Source organism: Wolbachia endosymbiont of Tetranychus urticae (assembly GCF_046529255.1).
In the GTDB taxonomy this organism is placed as follows: domain Bacteria; phylum Pseudomonadota; class Alphaproteobacteria; order Rickettsiales; family Anaplasmataceae; genus Wolbachia.
In genome coordinates this window covers 429,181-447,421 of sequence record NZ_CP114181.1, presented here as the reverse complement: position 1 = coordinate 447,421, position 18,241 = coordinate 429,181, and the positions used below count along the sequence as shown (strand labels likewise).

The 18,241-nt window shown below is 34.2% G+C and carries 15 protein-coding genes and 3 pseudogenes; 12 read left to right on the top strand and 6 right to left on the bottom strand.

Going from position 1 to position 18,241, the window contains the following annotated elements:
- Positions 1–144: 144 nt before the first annotated feature.
- Positions 145–321, top strand: a complete 177-nt coding sequence (locus O1Q06_RS02515; RefSeq protein ID WP_410542926.1) for a hypothetical protein — start codon at positions 145–147, stop codon at positions 319–321.
- A gap of 282 nt (positions 322–603) precedes the next feature.
- Here O1Q06_RS02515 and O1Q06_RS02510 read toward each other — a convergent pair whose 3' ends face one another.
- Together O1Q06_RS02510 and mgtE are read right to left on the bottom strand one after the other, a co-directional pair.
- Entirely contained in the window at positions 604–2,058 is a 1,455-nt protein-coding gene (locus O1Q06_RS02510) for an IS4 family transposase (protein ID WP_410542423.1), read from the bottom strand.
- 761 nt (positions 2,059–2,819) lie between these two features.
- A complete protein-coding gene (gene mgtE, locus O1Q06_RS02505) occupies positions 2,820–4,190 on the bottom strand; it encodes a magnesium transporter (protein WP_010405243.1) in 1,371 nt (456 codons plus the stop codon).
- Between the two features lie 155 nt (positions 4,191–4,345).
- Between mgtE and prfB the strand changes: the two genes are divergently transcribed.
- Positions 4,346–5,447, top strand: a protein-coding gene (gene prfB, locus O1Q06_RS02500; RefSeq protein WP_410542925.1) for a peptide chain release factor 2 whose coding sequence is annotated in 2 segments (ribosomal slippage) — positions 4,346–4,411 and positions 4,413–5,447 — 1,101 coding nt in all. Because the reading frame shifts where the segments join, the coding sequence is not laid out codon by codon here.
- 174 nt (positions 5,448–5,621) lie between these two features.
- Here the strand turns inward: prfB and O1Q06_RS02495 are convergent.
- Positions 5,622–6,908: a Na+/H+ antiporter NhaC family protein gene (locus O1Q06_RS02495; RefSeq protein WP_410542924.1), complete on the bottom strand. Its 1,287-nt coding sequence runs from the start codon at positions 6,906–6,908 to the stop codon at positions 5,622–5,624.
- Positions 6,909–7,087: 179 nt separating this feature from the next.
- Between O1Q06_RS02495 and O1Q06_RS02490 the strand changes: the two genes are divergently transcribed.
- The 3 genes from O1Q06_RS02490 to O1Q06_RS02480 all read left to right on the top strand — a co-directional run bounded on the left by O1Q06_RS02490 (position 7,088) and on the right by O1Q06_RS02480 (position 10,470).
- Complete coding sequence (locus O1Q06_RS02490; protein ID WP_410542923.1) at positions 7,088–7,357, top strand: hypothetical protein; 270 nt, start codon at positions 7,088–7,090, stop codon at positions 7,355–7,357.
- 41 nt (positions 7,358–7,398) lie between these two features.
- On the top strand, positions 7,399–9,438 hold the full coding sequence (locus O1Q06_RS02485) for an ankyrin repeat domain-containing protein (RefSeq protein WP_410542922.1): 2,040 nt from the start codon (positions 7,399–7,401) through the stop codon (positions 9,436–9,438).
- A 108-nt stretch (positions 9,439–9,546) separates the two neighbouring features.
- Positions 9,547–10,470: an RluA family pseudouridine synthase gene (locus O1Q06_RS02480; protein ID WP_410542921.1), complete on the top strand. Its 924-nt coding sequence runs from the start codon at positions 9,547–9,549 to the stop codon at positions 10,468–10,470.
- 7 nt (positions 10,471–10,477) lie between these two features.
- Here the strand turns inward: O1Q06_RS02480 and O1Q06_RS02475 are convergent, their stop codons facing one another.
- On the bottom strand, positions 10,478–11,740 hold the full coding sequence (locus O1Q06_RS02475) for an MFS transporter (RefSeq protein ID WP_410542920.1): 1,263 nt from the start codon (positions 11,738–11,740) through the stop codon (positions 10,478–10,480).
- A 35-nt stretch (positions 11,741–11,775) separates the two neighbouring features.
- The gene (aspS, locus tag O1Q06_RS02470; RefSeq protein WP_410542919.1) at positions 11,776–13,578 is read right to left on the bottom strand and encodes an aspartate--tRNA ligase; all 1,803 of its coding nucleotides are present in this window, start codon (positions 13,576–13,578) and stop codon (positions 11,776–11,778) included.
- A gap of 537 nt (positions 13,579–14,115) precedes the next feature.
- On the opposite strand from aspS, the gene O1Q06_RS02465 reads away from it, so the two are divergent.
- The 4 genes and pseudogenes from O1Q06_RS02465 (at position 14,116) to O1Q06_RS02450 (ending at position 15,101) form a co-directional block, all read left to right on the top strand.
- Positions 14,116–14,352: a hypothetical protein gene (locus O1Q06_RS02465; protein WP_410542918.1), complete on the top strand. Its 237-nt coding sequence runs from the start codon at positions 14,116–14,118 to the stop codon at positions 14,350–14,352.
- Positions 14,342–14,497: an IS630 transposase-related protein gene (locus O1Q06_RS02460; RefSeq protein WP_410542829.1), complete on the top strand. Its 156-nt coding sequence runs from the start codon at positions 14,342–14,344 to the stop codon at positions 14,495–14,497. The genes O1Q06_RS02465 and O1Q06_RS02460 overlap by 11 nt, the downstream gene beginning before the upstream one ends.
- A gap of 14 nt (positions 14,498–14,511) precedes the next feature.
- Positions 14,512–14,700, top strand: a pseudogene (locus O1Q06_RS02455) (IS630 transposase-related protein); the annotation flags it as partial.
- A gap of 56 nt (positions 14,701–14,756) precedes the next feature.
- A complete protein-coding gene (locus O1Q06_RS02450; RefSeq protein WP_410542578.1) occupies positions 14,757–15,101 on the top strand; it encodes a transposase in 345 nt (114 codons plus the stop codon).
- Here O1Q06_RS02450 and O1Q06_RS02445 read toward each other — a convergent pair.
- Positions 15,086–16,540, bottom strand: a complete 1,455-nt coding sequence (locus tag O1Q06_RS02445; protein WP_410542423.1) for an IS4 family transposase — start codon at positions 16,538–16,540, stop codon at positions 15,086–15,088. The genes O1Q06_RS02450 and O1Q06_RS02445 overlap by 16 nt on opposite strands.
- A 190-nt stretch (positions 16,541–16,730) precedes the next feature.
- Between O1Q06_RS02445 and O1Q06_RS02440 the strand changes: the two are divergent.
- The 3 genes and pseudogenes from O1Q06_RS02440 to O1Q06_RS02430 form a co-directional block, all read left to right on the top strand.
- A pseudogene (locus O1Q06_RS02440) lies at positions 16,731–17,057 on the top strand (DUF3168 domain-containing protein); the annotation flags it as partial.
- Positions 17,032–17,420 (top strand): annotated as a pseudogene (locus tag O1Q06_RS02435) (phage tail tube protein). The pseudogenes O1Q06_RS02440 and O1Q06_RS02435, both read left to right, overlap by 26 nt.
- A 58-nt stretch (positions 17,421–17,478) precedes the next feature.
- Positions 17,479–18,213, top strand: coding sequence for a hypothetical protein (locus O1Q06_RS02430; protein WP_214303365.1), 735 nt, complete (start codon positions 17,479–17,481; stop codon positions 18,211–18,213).
- Positions 18,214–18,241: the final 28 nt, after the last annotated feature.

The window sequence follows — 18,241 nt, the reverse complement described above, 5'->3', positions numbered from 1 at the left end:
AAGCAAAAATGGTGTCATTCCAGTGTCAAGTACTGAGATGACAGAGAAAGCATCATATTGGGATGACACCATTTATTTCTATGGCTGTCTTTTCTATCTTATTTTGTCACGCTGCTGAACGGATTCTACTTTTTAGAACATATCTTGAAAGGAAATCAGGAAGATAATATGATAGGATCAGTAAAAATATATCCAGGTGATGTAAGTGACAAAGAATGGAAATTTCTTGAGCCAAGAGTTGCACAAGTTGTGGCCAAGAAAGCACAAATAGGAACAATTATTAATGTTATACAATACATAATGAAAGGTATTTGCCAGTAGAGCAAAAGATTTTCCTCTATGGAAGACAGTGTATGATTATTTTTTTAGGTTGCGTAATAGTCACACATTGCTTGAATGCATACAAAATAAAGGCTGGTGTGCCCATTGACGTTATAAGATCAAATTACCAACCTTTTACTATAGTATTTTCTAAAATGAATGATAAATTTCCATTATGGTATTACCAACCAAAAGTTGTAAGTCTATACATTTATACATTAGAGGTCTGAGGCGGCTTTTGATGGTATGCCAACAGTGTTCTATGGGATTCAAATCTCACTTTTACCCACAACTTTGAGAGGTCATTATGCGAAGCATAACCATGCTTTCCCTGAGGTTTTCATAACCACGCCATAGAGTCATAGTTCCTGGTAAATTATCACTTTTTCTATTCATAAATCCACCTAATTTTCCTAACCAAATAATAGCTTGTTTTATGTTTGGAGGTTCTTCTGGCAATTTGGCTACTTTATGCTCACGTATGTAAAGGGTTTTCCACTCTTCATTACTTAAAACCTTAGTACAAACCTCCATAGGATTCGATAAAGCGATTTTTGTTAAATATAAAATATTAAATGCAATAATGCTCTTTATAGCGATTAATTTCTCTAATCTTTCTTTTGTAGCTAAACGAGAGCTTTCTACCTTACATCCTGATTTTAAAATCCTAAAATACTCCTCGATTTTCCATCTTAGCTTATACCAATTTATCCTTTCTATAGCATCTAAAGTGCTATTAACTGGTACATTAGTCAGCAAAGTCCAATCAATAGCTTCTACTCTTTCAGGAGGATTTGTTTCTTTGGCACTTACTACATATATAGCGATTTTATCACTTATTTTATGCTCTGTATCTTTCGATCCATAAATGTAAGGAGATCTGATAGGTATATAGCCTTTCATATACCTGACTTCAATGTTAGCTTTTCTTGAGATCTGGTATTTATTTTCAGCAACATTCAAGACAATTTCCTTTTTTACAGGCAGTTGAGTTATACGTGTTTGCAAATCCGTTTTTCCCCCTTCAATACAGATGAATTTCCTATTAGTTCGGTTGCGGATTACATAAAAACTGTCCAATGATTCAACAGTCCATAAAAACTTAAAAATATCTGCTTCCCTATCACCAATAGTAACAAGCTGTACACCTTCTGCGAGGTTATTTAGGGTTTCTTTTAGTGCCGCTATCCACTTATAGCTTTCTTTCTCCTTTATAGCAGTACGGTATTTCCTGTTTGCTTTTTCTTGGGCTGTTTCTTCCCTGATAGAACGTGCCCAACACTGTTGAGAAGATAGCCCTAAAGGTAATCCGTCTTTGTTAACCATTAAGTTACTGTGCAATAACAAACCCTTTTTATATTTTGTATAGGCTTTAGAAATACTACCTAGACCCTTAGTCTTTATATGAGAGTCAAAATCCAAATAACTTGTATCTTGAACTGAAAATACCAGCTCATTTCCTTTTATCCTTTCCATAGTTTCTTTATAATGGGAAGAATAAATTTCCTTAGCTTCAAGCTTCTCATTGCTAAATAATCTGTATGCACCTTTAGCTTCTTTCCATCCTACACAGCTTTGACTAATTGACCCAGACGCCTTATTCTCTATTAAATAGCTTGTTTTAATAAGTCTTGTATTAAGCCTTACATCTCCCAGATTAACATGTCTCAACTCTTTTTCTAGCCATTTATCTCCTAAGCCATCAGCACATTGTACATTTCTATTTACTTCACACATTTTTACCTCATCTTAAGTATATTTTTCTCTATCTTACTTGCTTTTTATACTTGTGGGTAAAAGTGAGATTTGAATCCCATAGAACACTGTTGGCATACCATCAAAAGCCGCCTCAGACCTCTGATGTATAAATGTACAGACTTACAACTTTTGGTTGGTAATACCATAATGGTAATTTATCATTCATTTTAGAAAATACTATACATAATCAATTCGATCATCTGCTACTTGTTCTCCTTTATTTCCTTTACCTAACATAAAACCCCCTATATTTTAATATTCATACTTGATTATTTTACCGTAAATCTCTTTTCTGAAGATTGGTTTTAATATCTAATTCATTTGATTCTTATACAGCTGTACTAAAATGCTCTACAAATTTACTGTAGAAACCTCACGGTAACCCTAGGTAACTTTGATTGCTGAGTAGCAGTGTGTCTTTCTTTTGATTTCTCACTAAATTAAATACTTGCTTAAAAAAGTCAGGATTGCTTTCCGAATGATGTATATAATACAATGCATCTAACTCACATTCTATGTATTCATTACATTAAACTGTATTATAGCTAAAAAGATCTAGCAGAGCAAGAACTCTTTTACATGTTTGAGCATTTTATTTTAGTTTGTATTTTAAAACTAAAGCAGCTCAGCTTCATGTACTTTTATTTCTTTGTCGACTGTTATTTTTCTTCTTCAATGCACCTGTGAGTCACGATAACGTGGCAGTTAAAGCTTGTAAAGCAATTTTTAGATAGCAAGATTCAGCTATTTAATAAAAAGATCGTGGCTAGACCAAAAAATATAAGAGCTGAGAGAATATCAGTTGTTGCTGATGTTAAGATTGAAGACGAAACAGCAGGATCGGATCTTAAACGATGAAGCATTATAGGAATGAAAGTTCCGATGAACGTTGCAATAATTGACATCATAATCATGGAGACCACAAAAATCATCTCCACTTTGACATTGTGAAACCTTATTGCTAACACTACTAATGAAATAGTAGATAAGATCACCCCGTTTATAAGACCTATTAAAAATTCTTTCATCAGTATTCTTTTTGCATTTTGCTCAGTTAGATATTTTGTTGCGATTGCCCGGATAGTTAGTGTTACTGTTTGGGATCCTGCATTTCCGCTCATCGATGCAATGATTGGCATAATTATTGGCAGTACTATAAAACTTTGTATTACGTTATCGAAAAAGCCAACTACTATAGAACATATTGTTGCAGCTAAGAGGTTAAACAGTAACCAAGGTAGTCTTTTAATTATAGTTTTATGTATAGGGGCATTTATATCAGATTTAGAAGATACACCGCTTATTTTAAGCACATCCTCTTCTGCTTCTTGTTGAACAATTTTGATTACATCTTCAATAAGGATTACACCTATAATTTTACCATTCTTATTTACTACTGGAGCTGATAATAGAGAGTAATCTTTAAATATTCTTGCTACTTCTTCTTGGTCCATTCCAGTTTTAATTATTTTTATATCTTGACTCATTATCTCTTTTATTATTGTTTCTCCTGAGTGAGATATTACCTTATTTAAGTTGAAAATGCCTATGGGTTCTAATTTTGAGTTAATGATGAAAATTTGATAAAATGTTTCTGGTATTTTTTTATAGTTGCGTAAGAATTCCATTAGCTGATTTATCGTCCAATAATATGGAGCTATAACCATATTTTTATGTATCAACCTTCCTGCACTTTCTTCTGGGTATGATAACAATTCCTCTACTAATTTTTGAGTTGCATTGGGTAAGTAGTTAAGTATATTTTCTATAGACTTTCTATCTAAATCTTTCACTATAGCTACTATGTCTTCTATATCAAGAAGCATTAGTAACTTTGCTGTATTTTCTATTCCCAATATTTCTATGATCTCTACTTGTAAATCTGGTACTACATGTACTAAGGCATCACTTAACAAATGTTGATCGAGGATATTAACTAATTTCTCCCTGTGATCACTGATCGAAGTAGATAAAAAATAAGCTAACTGAACGCTATCTATCGTTTTTACAATATTACGAACATTCTCTAATTCTTGATTATCGAGAGACTCTATTAAATCATCAATAGCCTTTTTGTCTAAACCATAATGAGAACTTGTTTTAATATTCATTACTTTACCTTATTTTTTTAATAAATATACACACTTGATTTTATTGAACATTCAAGTATAATAGAATTGTTTTGAATTAACTATTATATGGTTAAATTTCTATTTTGTTTGCTGTTATTGTTAGTGATAATAAATATATTAAAGTCTAAAGTATAATGAAAACCCATCCAGAAATCCTTGAATACTTTCAAGGCTTAAATAAAAGTATTTCTCTTATCAGGAGGTGTCTTTGACATAGAAAAATTGAAGTTGCGTCTTGAAGAGCTGGATTCTCAAGCGTCGAATGATAATATGTGGCAAGACAATCAAAAAGCACAAGAGATTTTAAAAGAACGCTCTAAAATTAAGCATGAAATAGAATCGTTTTCAAAGCTAGAAAGCAATTACAACGATTCTATCAGCTTGATGAAATCTGCTGTTGATGAGAATGATGAAGAATTTTTTTCTGAAGTTAAAGGTGAGTTAGTAAAGCTAGAGAAATTAATCAAACTCAAAGAGACAGAATCCTTATTTACTGGTGAAGCAGATAACAATAACTGCTTTTTAGAAATCCACTCAGGAGCTGGTGGAACAGAGAGCAATGATTGGACTGAGATGCTCATGCGCATGTATACAAGATGGGCAGAAATTTATCACAATTTTAAAGTTGAAGTTGTAGAAAAATTAGATGGTGATGCAGTTGGTATAAAATCTACAACAATAAAGATCATCGGAGAAAAAGCTTACGGGTGGGCAAAAAGCGAAAGTGGAGTTCATAGATTGGTTAGAATATCACCATTTGATGCAAATGGTAAACGTCATACCAGTTTTGCAAGTGTAGGAGTAACTCCAGTGATTGAAGATTCAATAGATATTGTTGTGGATGAAAAGGATTTAAAGATCGACACTTACCGTGCTTCTGGAGCAGGTGGTCAGCATGTAAATAAGACTGAAAGCGCGGTACGTATTACGCATATTCCAACAGGCGTTGTAGCTCAATGCCAAAATGGTCGTTCTCAACATAAAAATAAAGATGAAGCACTTAAACTACTTAAAGGACGTTTATATCAAATTGAATTGAAAAAAAAAGAACAGAAAATGGCCGAAGAATATGGCAAGAAATGCGATATAGGTTGGGGCAGTCAGATCAGATCGTATGTTATGCATCCATATCAAATGGTAAAGGATTTAAGGACTGGACATGAAGTTGGCAATATAAATTCCGTTTTTGATGGCAATATAGATTGTTTCATAGTTAGTGTATTGGAGTTAAAATGAGATTTATTAAAAAGCTAAGTTTTATGCTCTGCTAATAAGGGGAAAAGAAAACCAAAATCTATTGAGAAAAATGGAACAATTTTGTGAACATATCTATTATCCAAGTAGCTGATGAAAATGGCAACTCGTTTCTTATGGGCACAAAAATGTAATATGAAGAGAAATCTTCGTACATTAAGTTGTAGCCACGCAACGTCTGCCATTGATGATTATTTCACCTACTGTAACTGCTGCTAAAATAAAGCAGTAATAAACTTGTGTTAACAAAGAAATAGGTGAGACAGAAGCAATGCTACCTGCTAGCAGCAGCTGGGAACCATAAGGCAAAATGCCTTTTGTAACGCAAGCAAAAATGTCTAACAAGTATGCACTACGGTATGACGGAATATTATGCTTTTGCGCGAGCCTTTTTGCAATATCGCCACTTAATAAAATAGCAATGGTATTATTAGCAACTAAAACAGTAAACATAGATGCTATGCCCGCTATTACAAATTCAGCTTTAGTTTTTGTGATATTGCTTTCATCAATAAGTTTGTGTAATGCCTTTTGACCCTGCTTGTACATTATATGACTCAATCCGCCAATAAATAGAGCAAATATCACTATCTCGTTTACTTTTTTGAAACCGTCATATATGTCATGAGAGAGTTGAATGATAGTATAGTCAAAAAAAGTCATCCCTAATACACTAGCAACAATTATATTTATAGTTATTGTTACTAAAGTAGTAACTTCAAATAACCCCATGATTATTAAAGAAATATAAGGAATAATCTTTATTACTGATAAATAATCTAAATTTGATGTAGGAATAATTTTTGTACTATCTGCCATAATTGCCAGATAGACAAGCGTTATAATGCTGGCAACAAATGCTACTTTAGAATTCACTTTAAGTTTATCCTTTATCGTGGCCCCCTGTGAAGAAACAGATGCAATAGTAGTGTCAGATATCATTGAAAGATTATCACCAAATACGGCACCTCCAACTACAGTTGCAGTTCCTATTTCAAGACCAAAAGCCCCATTTTTTGCTAAGTTAACAGCTATTGGTACCATTAATACAACAACTCCCATAGACGTACCAATTGCAGTTGATATAAAAGCGGAAGCCAAAAATACTCCAGGCAGTAGTAATCTTGCTGGAAGGAATTTGAGAATTAAATCAGCAACAGTATCTGCACTACCAATTGATTGAGTCACCACAGAAAATGCTCCAGAAAATAGAAAAGTTAAACACATAGTAAGGGTGTTTTTATCGCCCATACCCTCGATGACAGTATCGATGTGACGTTGAATTTTACCTGCACTGAATGCAACAGCAAAAAATAGCGCCGGTAGTAGGCAAATTACCGGTGAAACTTGGCGAAGCGGATTATCAATTCCAATAAAGAAAAAATAGACACCACTTCCAAGGTATAAGACTAAAAAAATAACCAAAGGAAAAAAAGCTGTCATTTTACTGCCTTAAAAGCTATGATTATAATCAATTAAGTGATTTCAGGCAAGCTTGGTTTTCTGTAAGTTAATAACAGTCCTTTTAGACTCTCAAGTTACGCTATGGAAAATGCGTTGACTATTCTACCATAATATATAGCATCAAAAAATACTCTATAGTATGAGGTAAAGCTATGGTAATGACATATGAACAGTGGAACCTAATATTAGGTGTAATTGATCAAGAGGTAAATTTAAGTGAAGACAATGTAATTGAAAGAATAAAAGAGCTATTAAAGGAAGTAAAGATACTAGGGCAAGCAGAAATATTAAGAATGTTAGAAGAGATATCGCATGGATTAGAAGTACCAAGCAAGATTCCAAGAGTACAAGAGACACAAGAGCCATTAAAAAAGAGACTAAAGGTGGTAAATGTACCGCAGACAAAAGAAGAAGCAAAAAGATACTAAAGGAGTCAAGGGTATCAAATGCTCAACAGATGGTAAAAAGAATGCTAAAAAGGTTAGGTGTACAAGAGACATCAGAAGAATCAAAAGCAGTGGCGCTAGAGGATGTGCTAAATGCACGAAAGATCTCAGAAAAGGTACCAGTGATGCTAGATGTAGGAAAGATATTAGAGACACTAAAGGCACTAAAGAGAGCAAGTAAAAATGTGTATAGAGAGTGGGAGAAAAATAAGTTTGATGTAAATCATTGGTTTAAAGTAGATTGTTTGCATGAACGCTTTTCATACACGTTATTGTATTTAGCTATTGATTTTAAGCTGAACAATTTAATAAATGCTATGCTTAAAGTAAAAGGAATCGATATTAATGCACCAAGTCCGTTTTCCGAATGGACTGCTTTACATTGGGCTGTTGAAGATAGGAACACAGAAGTAGCACGCAAGCTAATAGAAAAAGGGGCAAATGTTAATCAGTTGGATTCATCTCAACGAACTACTTTATATCAGCCAGCTGTAAATGGCGATATAGAAATAACAAAAATCTTAGTAAAAAATAATGCAGATGTTAATGCAGAGGATCTAGCGAGATTGACTGCTTTATATAAGGCTGCCGATAATGGCCATGAAGAAGTAGCAAAGTACTTAATGGAGAATGGAGCAGATGTTAAGAAGAATGGAGCGCTTAAACTTACTCCTTTACATATTGCTGTTGCAAATGTTGATGAAGCAATGGTGAATTGTATAATAAAAAATGATAAGAATATTGTTGAAAATATTGAGATAGTAGATGTATTTGGATGGAGTCCTTTATATTGGGCTGCTGCAAAGAATAATACATTAATATTAGAGATCCTATTACAGGCCACATCACGATATAGAGCAAGTGTTGATATAGAGGATAAGTTAATTGGGCGATCTCCCTTACATATTGCTGCTACGAATGATAATGTGGAAGCAGTAGAGCTCTTAATAAACTATGAAGCAAATGTTAACCATAAGGATGCATGGGGATGGACTCCTTTTAATTGTGCTGCCGCAAAAGGCAATAGAAAAGTAATGAATTATCTAATAGCCCATGGAGCAAGTATTGAGACAAATGATCCACAGAAAATATTACTTTCTATTTGTCCATATAATTATCTAGAAGCAGTAACTGCTATAACACAACTTGGAATATGGAAGGATGTGATGAAATTGATGGTAGCTGAGTTTTTACGTTGTGCTGCCGGACATGGTGATACACTAATGGTACATGCTCTATTAGAATCTGGAATAAATGCTAATGCACGTGACGATTTAGAATCAACTGCTTTACATAAAGCTGCCAAAAGTGGCCATGCGGAAGTAGTAAGGACCTTAATTTTATATGGAGCAAATGTTAATGCACAGGATAGCTCAGGGCAATCTCCTTTAGCTTATGCTTTCGAACATAGACACTGGATAGTAGTAATGACTTTACTATGTTATGGCGCAAGTACTTTATTGCCTGATCACTGCGGTGAAACTGTAAGAGATTTAGCTGAACATCAAGGCATAAGTAATCTTCTAGTGGAAGCAGAACAAAGAGCACTAGATATACTTACGCGGCTTAACTTAGAATCAAGTATACTCAGAAACAAAAAATTAATGACAGTGCAACACATAGAATCACATATGTTGAGAGAAATAGAATCACATAATCTATCTATCAGCTTTGAACGTATGATAAGAGATCAAGCTAATCAAATTGAACAATTACAGTATAACGCTAAACTTAATGAAAGAGGAGTAGCATTTATAACTGACCACATTAAATGTGTGCAGTTAGAGACTAACACTAAAGCGTGTTCAGCTGAAATGGATGGAGTAAAAGAACAAATATTACATAGTCCTTGCAGGTGGTCATATCGCACTAAAAATGTTAATGTAAGAAGAGTAACATCTTTAGCTAACGGCATTGAGTGTATGAAGTTAGGGCCTAACACTGAAGCGTGTCAAGGCCCTAGTACTAAAGAGCCTAATACTCACCTCTCTATGATCGAGAAACTATCATTGTTACCACTTTACTCAGCTGTAGGAAAATATGAAGCCGTTATAAATAGTTAAATAATCCTCTAAATTCCAGCACGTAGCACTCGATGCAAGTAGCTGAAACTGAGAAGTACATTAGGTATGTTAGATTTTAGTTTACACAATAAAATTTTTATAAGTAAGATGTCAGAAGGTATCAAAACCATATTAGTAGAAGACAATAATGCTAGGCTCGATAGGTACATTAGAAGAATTTTTCCCAATTTGAAACAATCTGCAATTGAGAAGTCTTTAAGGAAAGGATTAATCAAGGTTGATAATTGCACGGCAAAATCCAGCGATAGGGTAAGCTCTGGGCAAACTATAATGATAAGATACTTAGACTATATTGAGAACACTAATTCTGACTGCAAATATAATGAAAAGTTAGTGAATCTACTAAGAGAGAACATATTATATGAAGACGAATATATACTAGCTATAAACAAACCCGCAGGGGTCATTGTTCAAGGCGGCATAAAGGTAAAAATTAGCATTAGTGATTTACTTGACCAAATAAGAGAGAGAGAAATATTTAAAATTGTTCACAGGCTGGATAGGGATACAAGCGGAGTAATAATATTCGCACGCAATGCCAGCGTTGCCAAATACCTTATGGAAGAATTTAAAGGACGGAGGATAAAAAAAACTTACCTAGCATTAACTTTTGGTATACCGAGCAAAGATAATGGAACAATAGACTATCCGTTGGTGAAAAAATATATTTCAGGGCAAGAAAAAGTAGTCGTTGATGAAGATTCACCTCAAAATGCCACTACGCATTTTTTAATTATAGCAAGGTTAAAACATAATGTTGCTTATTTAAAATTACAACCAATTACTGGCAGAACTCATCAATTACGTGCACATTTAGCTCATATAAATTGTCCTATTCTTGGTGACGGTAAATATGGCGGTAAAAAAGCTTTTATTGATGGAGTAGCAAATCAGATTCACCTACATTCATATTCTTTGTCTTTAAAATTGCCAAATAATAAAGAAGTCACTATTACTGCTCCTGTCCCTAAACACATCGAAAAATCTATTGAAGCGCTATCTTTTGACTAAAGCGATTTCACCAATCAATTTTTTTGTCTTTGGCTTTAATTTGAAGTACAGATATTAGGCTAATCAATGCACAAACAGTAAGGTAAATCCCTGCGGCAAGTTTTGTTTCGGTTTTTTCTATAAGCCACATGCATATCGATGGAGAAAGGCCGCCAAAAATACCTGCAGATATGTTATGTGCGAGGCTAAAGCCGGTGCACCTAACTTTTGTTGGAAATAACTCGCAGGCAAGAGAATTATATATTCCAAAAGATGCACCTATCGGCACACTTATCAACAGAAAAGAGAGCGTGACAATATAGTGGTTATCATTTGATAATAGCGAAAGTACCGGCAAACCAGTGCAAGCTAGAGCTACTAATATAGGAATCATTACATTTTTTCTTCCAACTTTATCAGACAGTATTGCAAATAGCACTGCGGACGTTCCAAATGTAATTTCAACTATAATCCTTACTACATTTTTAATATCAATACCTGACAGAGTAAGCGCTTTTACAGATATGTTATAAAACATTATTACCGAATAAACGATTGCATTTTGAGCGATACCAAGCCCAATTGCTAATATAAATGCTTTTTTGTAGGTTTTGATTAATTCTAAAAATGGAGAATCAGATAAGCTTCTATTTTGATCATGAATTTTATATGCTAAACTCTCTTCCATTATATATCTTGTTAAAAAGCCTATTATGCCCATAATGAAGCAGAAATAGAAGGGCAACCTCCAGCCCCAAATTTCATAATTTTCACCTGTAAACTTTTTGCAAATAGCTATCATTACAAAGCATGTGATAGAACCGAGAGCACCACTAAACGCTTTCATGCTCCCTAAGAATCCTAGATTTTTTTTATCGCTTGAATGCTCTATTAAAAAAGCAGAGTTAACACTTGTTTCTCCACCTGCTGCCATTCCTTGTACTATCCTACAAAACAGAAGCAGTATAGGAGAAAATATTCCTATTTCTCTAAAGCTTGGTATAACCGCAATTGCAGTAGACGATATCGAAGCTAATATTACGGAAGTCAGCAAAATTTTCCTTCTGCCGTGCTTATCTCCAATGTAACCAAAAATAAACGCACCAAGTGGTCTAAATCCAAAGCCAATTGCAAAACTGCCAAGAAATTTGATTGTGCTCAAATAATCATTTTCTGAAGGAAAAAAAACGTTGCTTATTATATGAGTTAAAACTCCAAACAGAGTTGCTTCATACCATATAATCATATTGCAGATTATGCTTGATAGTATTGCTTTTTGAATATCGTTCATGACTTCCAGCTTACCACACTCCGCTATAAAAATTTTTATTCAATAACATTTAAAGACAACTCACGTAAATGTTTATTGTCCACTTTAGAAGGAGCACCCATTAGAACATCTTCTCCTTGCTGATTCATAGGAAAACAGATTACTTCACGAATGTTCGGCTCATCAGCAAGCAGCATAACCATTCTATCAACCCCCGGTGCTATTCCACCATGAGGAGGAACACCGAATCTGAATGCACGAACAAGCGCGCCGAATTTTGTATCAACTTCCTCTTTACTGTAGCCTGCAATGGCAAAAGCCTTATACATAATATCCAACTTGTTATTACGAATCGCCCCACTTGACAGCTCTATTCCATTGCAAACAAGATCATATTGGTAAGCAAGGATGTCCAGCGGATCTTTTTCTTCTAAATCTTTCAAGCCACCATGTGGCATGGAAAATGGATTATGAAAGAAATCTATTTTTTTACTTTTATCATCATATACAAAATATGGAAAATCGATGACCCAGCAGAATTTGAAGATATTATCATCTATAAGACCCAGTTCTGATCCCAAAAGAGTACGCACTTTCCCTGCAATTATTGCTGCTTCATTTTCCTTATCAGAAGCAAAAAATACACTATCTCCAGGTTCTATATTTGTTATTTCTTTTATGGAATTTAACCTATTGTCATCAAGGAATTTAGCAATTGGTCCTTTTGCAATTCCATCTTTATCGAATGTTATATATCCAAGACCTTTAGCACCGAATTCTTTCTGTGCATGTTCTATTTTTTTATCAAAAAAGCTGCGTGGTTCCTCTGCTGTTTTAGGTGCAGGAATGGCTCTTACTACCATACCACGCTCAACGTTGCTTTTGAAAATATTGAACCCTGAATCACGGAAAATTTCTGTTACATCACTAATCAATAGTGGATTGCGCAGATCTGGTTTATCAGAACCGTATTTGAGCATTGCATCTTTGTATGTAATGCGTGGAAAATCTTTATCGACAGACTTGCGAGAAAATTTGGCAAATACTTTATATAAGGTAGATTCAATAACCTGAAATATATCTTCTTGAATTACAAAAGACATTTCAAGATCTAGCTGATAAAACTCCCCAGGAGAACGGTCAGCCCTTGCGTCCTCATCACGAAAACAAGGTGCAATTTGAAAATATTTATCAAACCCCGAAACCATAAGCAACTGCTTAAAAATCTGCGGAGCTTGTGGTAATGCATAGAATTTACCAGGATTTAGTCTGCTTGGCACTAAGTAGTCACGTGCACCTTCAGGAGATGAAGCAGTAAGTATTGGAGTTTGAATTTCCAAAAATCCTTGCTCTATCATGAGCCTCCTGAGCTCTGAAATGATCTGTGAACGCAGAATAATGTTGTTACGGGCTTTTTCACGTCTTAAGTCAAGAAAACGATATTTAAATCTCATGTTTTCTGGGTATTCTTGCTCACCGGCGATACTTGCTAATATACTCCTTTCTTCTTTTGCTATTTCTTCATCACAGTGGAACTCAACTTCCGATTCAACTTGTAATTTACTAACTATAACTTCAATTTCTCCTGTGGAAATAGAGCTATTTACCGTGTCTTCAGTTCTAGCTTTGACTATTCCTGTGACAGTAATCACACTTTCCGATTTTAAATTTGAAATTTCATCAAAAAAGTCTTTGTCATTGTTGAATACCAGTTGAGTAATTCCATAAAAATCTCTTAAATCAACAAAGATTATGTTACCATGGTCACGTTTACGGTACAGCCACCCAGAGAGAGTAACTTCCTTTTCTACATCATTCTTCCTTAATTCATTACACGCGTGAGTTTTATAGCAGTTCATTTAATTGAAATTTCTAGAATACAGAAAGATTATAAAATAAATTAACCTTTGGGCAAGATAATATCTAAAGATCCTTTACAAACAATTCTGATTTGGATATAATTTTTTTGATTGTGTGTGTTGAGGTGTATTTATGAATCCTGAAGAACTAGAGAAAATTCTAGCTGAAAATAAGAAGAAAGATTCTGTATTAAAAAAGCTTCTTAGAGATGTTAAGGAGAATGACTTAGAAAAAGTAAAATCAATTTTTGAGAAAAACAGCGCTATTATTAAAGATGTTGTTACTGAGATTAATTCCCAAAATGGTACAAATTTATTAGGTTATGCTATTGATAGTAAAATGGCTAAATATCTAATAGAGCAAGGTGTAAAATTCGTCACTGTAGTCGGAAAGGCAGTTATGAAAAAAGATTTAGAGTTAGTCAAATCAATCTGTCAGATGAATAAATCAATAGCTAAAATGAGTTATCGCGAAATCCTGAGCCACTACAATCTGCAACTTATGATCACAAATTTAATGATAAAATTGCAAGGTATTTGATTGAACAAGGTGCAAATCCTAATGCAACTGATCATCTTGGTCGTTACTTACTTCATCTGCAAATTGCAAAAAGCAATTTCAAAGGAGCTAAGGCCTTAATAGAAAACGGTGCGGATGTTAATTTAATAAATCAAGAGGTAAAAAGCTATCGGAGATTAATTATGGGTGTTATAGTATTTCCTAAAGTAAATGATAAAGGTATAATAAAGTATTTGAGTTATAATGGCATATAGTGTGGATTTAAGGGAAAAGGCAGTATTGATGATAGAAAAAGGGAAGACAAAGGTTGAGATAGCAGAGCTCATGGAGATAGGAATAGCAACGCTGTACCGCTGGTTAAAAAAGAAAGCTGCTGGTGAAAGCCTAATGAAAGCCTAAAGCCATCTAAAAACGGTAGCTTTATTCGAAAAATAGACCCAAAAATACTCGAAGAATATGTTACAAAGAATCCAGATCATACTCTGGCAGAGATGAAACAAAATCTTGGATTTGGAATAAATTCAATTTGGTATAGACTAAAACAGCTAAAAATTACTTTAAAAAAAAGTCACACTATATCAAGAGCGCAATCAAGAAGATAGGCAGCAATTTATTGATAAAATCTCAAAAATAGATCATTCCAGCATCTTATATATAGATGAAGCAGGAGTTGATAATAAGTTATACCGAGAATATGGACGTGCTCCAAGAGGAAAGAAAATTTATGCAGATATTCCAGCGAGAGAGAATCGGTATAGTAGCCGGGTGGATTGGAATGAGATTTATTGCACCAATGACTTTCAAAGGTGGGTGTGACAAAGAGGTATTCAATATATGGTTGGAGAAACCTAAATTGCCACTTGGCACAACCATAGTTATGGATAATGCTACATTTCATAAGACCACTAAAACAAAATCATTAATAGAGTCTTTTGGCTGTCATGTGCTGTATCTTCCAACATATTCACCAGATTTGAATCCTCACTTTTACCCACAACTTTGAGAGGTCATTATGCGAAGCATAACCATGCTTTCCCTGAGGTTTTCATAACCACGCCATAGAGTCATAGTTCCTGGTAAATTATCACTTTTTCTATTCATAAATCCACCTAATTTTCCTAACCAAATAATAGCTTGTTTTATGTTTGGAGGTTCTTCTGGCAATTTGGCTACTTTATGCTCACGTATGTAAAGGGTTTTCCACTCTTCATTACTTAAAACCTTAGTACAAACCTCCATAGGATTCGATAAAGCGATTTTTGTTAAATATAAAATATTAAATGCAATAATGCTCTTTATAGCGATTAATTTCTCTAATCTTTCTTTTGTAGCTAAACGAGAGCTTTCTACCTTACATCCTGATTTTAAAATCCTAAAATACTCCTCGATTTTCCATCTTAGCTTATACCAATTTATCCTTTCTATAGCATCTAAAGTGCTATTAACTGGTACATTAGTCAGCAAAGTCCAATCAATAGCTTCTACTCTTTCAGGAGGATTTGTTTCTTTGGCACTTACTACATATATAGCGATTTTATCACTTATTTTATGCTCTGTATCTTTCGATCCATAAATGTAAGGAGATCTGATAGGTATATAGCCTTTCATATACCTGACTTCAATGTTAGCTTTTCTTGAGATCTGGTATTTATTTTCAGCAACATTCAAGACAATTTCCTTTTTTACAGGCAGTTGAGTTATACGTGTTTGCAAATCCGTTTTTCCCCCTTCAATACAGATGAATTTCCTATTAGTTCGGTTGCGGATTACATAAAAACTGTCCAATGATTCAACAGTCCATAAAAACTTAAAAATATCTGCTTCCCTATCACCAATAGTAACAAGCTGTACACCTTCTGCGAGGTTATTTAGGGTTTCTTTTAGTGCCGCTATCCACTTATAGCTTTCTTTCTCCTTTATAGCAGTACGGTATTTCCTGTTTGCTTTTTCTTGGGCTGTTTCTTCCCTGATAGAACGTGCCCAACACTGTTGAGAAGATAGCCCTAAAGGTAATCCGTCTTTGTTAACCATTAAGTTACTGTGCAATAACAAACCCTTTTTATATTTTGTATAGGCTTTAGAAATACTACCTAGACCCTTAGTCTTTATATGAGAGTCAAAATCCAAATAACTTGTATCTTGAACTGAAAATACCAGCTCATTTCCTTTTATCCTTTCCATAGTTTCTTTATAATGGGAAGAATAAATTTCCTTAGCTTCAAGCTTCTCATTGCTAAATAATCTGTATGCACCTTTAGCTTCTTTCCATCCTACACAGCTTTGACTAATTGACCCAGACGCCTTATTCTCTATTAAATAGCTTGTTTTAATAAGTCTTGTATTAAGCCTTACATCTCCCAGATTAACATGTCTCAACTCTTTTTCTAGCCATTTATCTCCTAAGCCATCAGCACATTGTACATTTCTATTTACTTCACACATTTTTACCTCATCTTAAGTATATTTTTCTCTATCTTACTTGCTTTTTATACTTGTGGGTAAAAGTGAGATTTGAATCCCATAGAACACTGTTGGCATACCATCAAAAGCCGCCTCAGACCTCTGATGTATAAATGTACAGACTTACAACTTTTGGTTGGTAATACCATAATGGTAATTTATCATTCATTTTAGAAAATACTATAACATCTATGATTACCTGCCTAAGCAGGTTACTATTCCTTATCTGAGATTGCGCATAGTAAATTATGTTAACCTGCATATGCTATCTAATTTTGCTACAAAAGTAAGATTTTCATGCGACATATATACTTATCATATAAGCAGCATGCTTGCTGCTATAAAGCATGTTGGCTTGGTGGTAAAGAGCATTAGTAGTGAGACCATTTTGGAAAGTAATTGTGCTATAAATCAGCACGATGAAGTTTTACATTCAACAATTAATTTTGATATTTTAATACAAGGAGGTAGCGATGAGCAAATTACAGCTGAAAATTAAAGGTCATGACAATAATTTTGTTGTGCTGAATAATATACGAAACTTAAGGTTTACTTTGCGTAATAACAAAGAGGAGATGAAAGATATTTCCTCTTTTGGCTGGAGAAAAGTGTTTGATTGTGCTGGAAGTAGAAAGATTACAATAAAAATTAATGGCATTTTAATTCAGTATTGGCTGATGAATTATTGCGTAATTCTGCAATGTTAAACTCTAATAATGATTATTAGATTAGTTTTAATGCTAAGGAGAAGATAAAACTCAGGTGTTCGGTTGAATTGTATGAGAGATATTATGATCCTGCCACCTTTGACAGCTTCACTGTAGTTTTAGCCAGTGCTGAAGTTGTGAACACTTTTCATTAGTGTTAATTTAATTTTTTCATATACAATAATAATAAGTGGGAATAAATTAAAAAAAATTATGAACGATGAGGATCTTTTCGAAGAAGGCGATGATAATGTTGAAGAGAATAGCGATGACAGAAGAGAAAGGAATTTGAAGAATGAAAATCAGCTTGAAGAGCAGTGCAAAGAGTATTTAAAACCTTTCGAGGATATTTTAAGTCAAATTGATGAAGGAGTTGATAATTTAGATAGTTACGAAAGGACTATGCAAGTAAAGCGAAGTATAGATAGGCTCATAGAAACCTTATATAGCCAAGCAGCATCTGAGGATATTGATGTAGAACTTGAAACCACAAAACACACTCGCGATAAATCAGAGTCCAAGAAAAGAGTTCTGGAAAAGAGAAAGAAACAACTGATGGAAGAGATCTTAAGTTTTCAACAACAAAAGGAGCTAATGAATAGCAGGGAAAAACATGAAGTAGCAAGTGATGGGGATGTTCAGAAGGCAAAAGCACGAGTGAAGTCTTCAATTAGGGGGGTGTTGTTTTCAGTTATTGCTCATAGAATGGATCCACGAAGGAGGGCAGGGGAAACTGCTGATGACAATGAAAAGCAAGCTCGTATGTACGGTAGAGAAGCAGTTGGTGGAGTTTTAGGTGGATTATTCAAGGCGTTTTTAACTGCAGTTGCTGCTGTTGTGCGCGAAATTGCTAAACCACTTCAACATATGAATACACAAGAGACGTCTTTTGCAAAACAAGTTGAAGAAAGCAGAAACCAGGATTCACAGAAAGGTCGATCTGTGTAGGTCAAAGTATAATTTCAAAAATTTTTTT

What these genes read in the sequence shown, in the direction of transcription:
- O1Q06_RS02475 (WP_410542920.1), bottom strand. Translation starts at nt 11,740, where the DNA reads ATGAACGATATTCAAAAAGCAATACTATCAAGCATAATCTGCAATATG.
- O1Q06_RS02480 (WP_410542921.1), top strand. Translation starts at nt 9,547, where the DNA reads ATGTCAGAAGGTATCAAAACCATATTAGTAGAAGACAATAATGCTAGG.
- O1Q06_RS02510 (WP_410542423.1), bottom strand. Translation starts at nt 2,058, where the DNA reads ATGTGTGAAGTAAATAGAAATGTACAATGTGCTGATGGCTTAGGAGAT.
- O1Q06_RS02495 (WP_410542924.1), bottom strand. Translation starts at nt 6,908, where the DNA reads ATGACAGCTTTTTTTCCTTTGGTTATTTTTTTAGTCTTATACCTTGGA.
- aspS (WP_410542919.1), bottom strand. Translation starts at nt 13,578, where the DNA reads ATGAACTGCTATAAAACTCACGCGTGTAATGAATTAAGGAAGAATGAT.
- O1Q06_RS02460 (WP_410542829.1), top strand. Translation starts at nt 14,342, where the DNA reads ATGGCATATAGTGTGGATTTAAGGGAAAAGGCAGTATTGATGATAGAA.
- O1Q06_RS02450 (WP_410542578.1), top strand. Translation starts at nt 14,757, where the DNA reads ATGAAGCAGGAGTTGATAATAAGTTATACCGAGAATATGGACGTGCTC.
- O1Q06_RS02485 (WP_410542922.1), top strand. Translation starts at nt 7,399, where the DNA reads ATGCTAAAAAGGTTAGGTGTACAAGAGACATCAGAAGAATCAAAAGCA.
- O1Q06_RS02490 (WP_410542923.1), top strand. Translation starts at nt 7,088, where the DNA reads ATGACATATGAACAGTGGAACCTAATATTAGGTGTAATTGATCAAGAG.
- mgtE (WP_010405243.1), bottom strand. Translation starts at nt 4,190, where the DNA reads ATGAATATTAAAACAAGTTCTCATTATGGTTTAGACAAAAAGGCTATT.
- O1Q06_RS02430 (WP_214303365.1), top strand. Translation starts at nt 17,479, where the DNA reads ATGAACGATGAGGATCTTTTCGAAGAAGGCGATGATAATGTTGAAGAG.
- O1Q06_RS02445 (WP_410542423.1), bottom strand. Translation starts at nt 16,540, where the DNA reads ATGTGTGAAGTAAATAGAAATGTACAATGTGCTGATGGCTTAGGAGAT.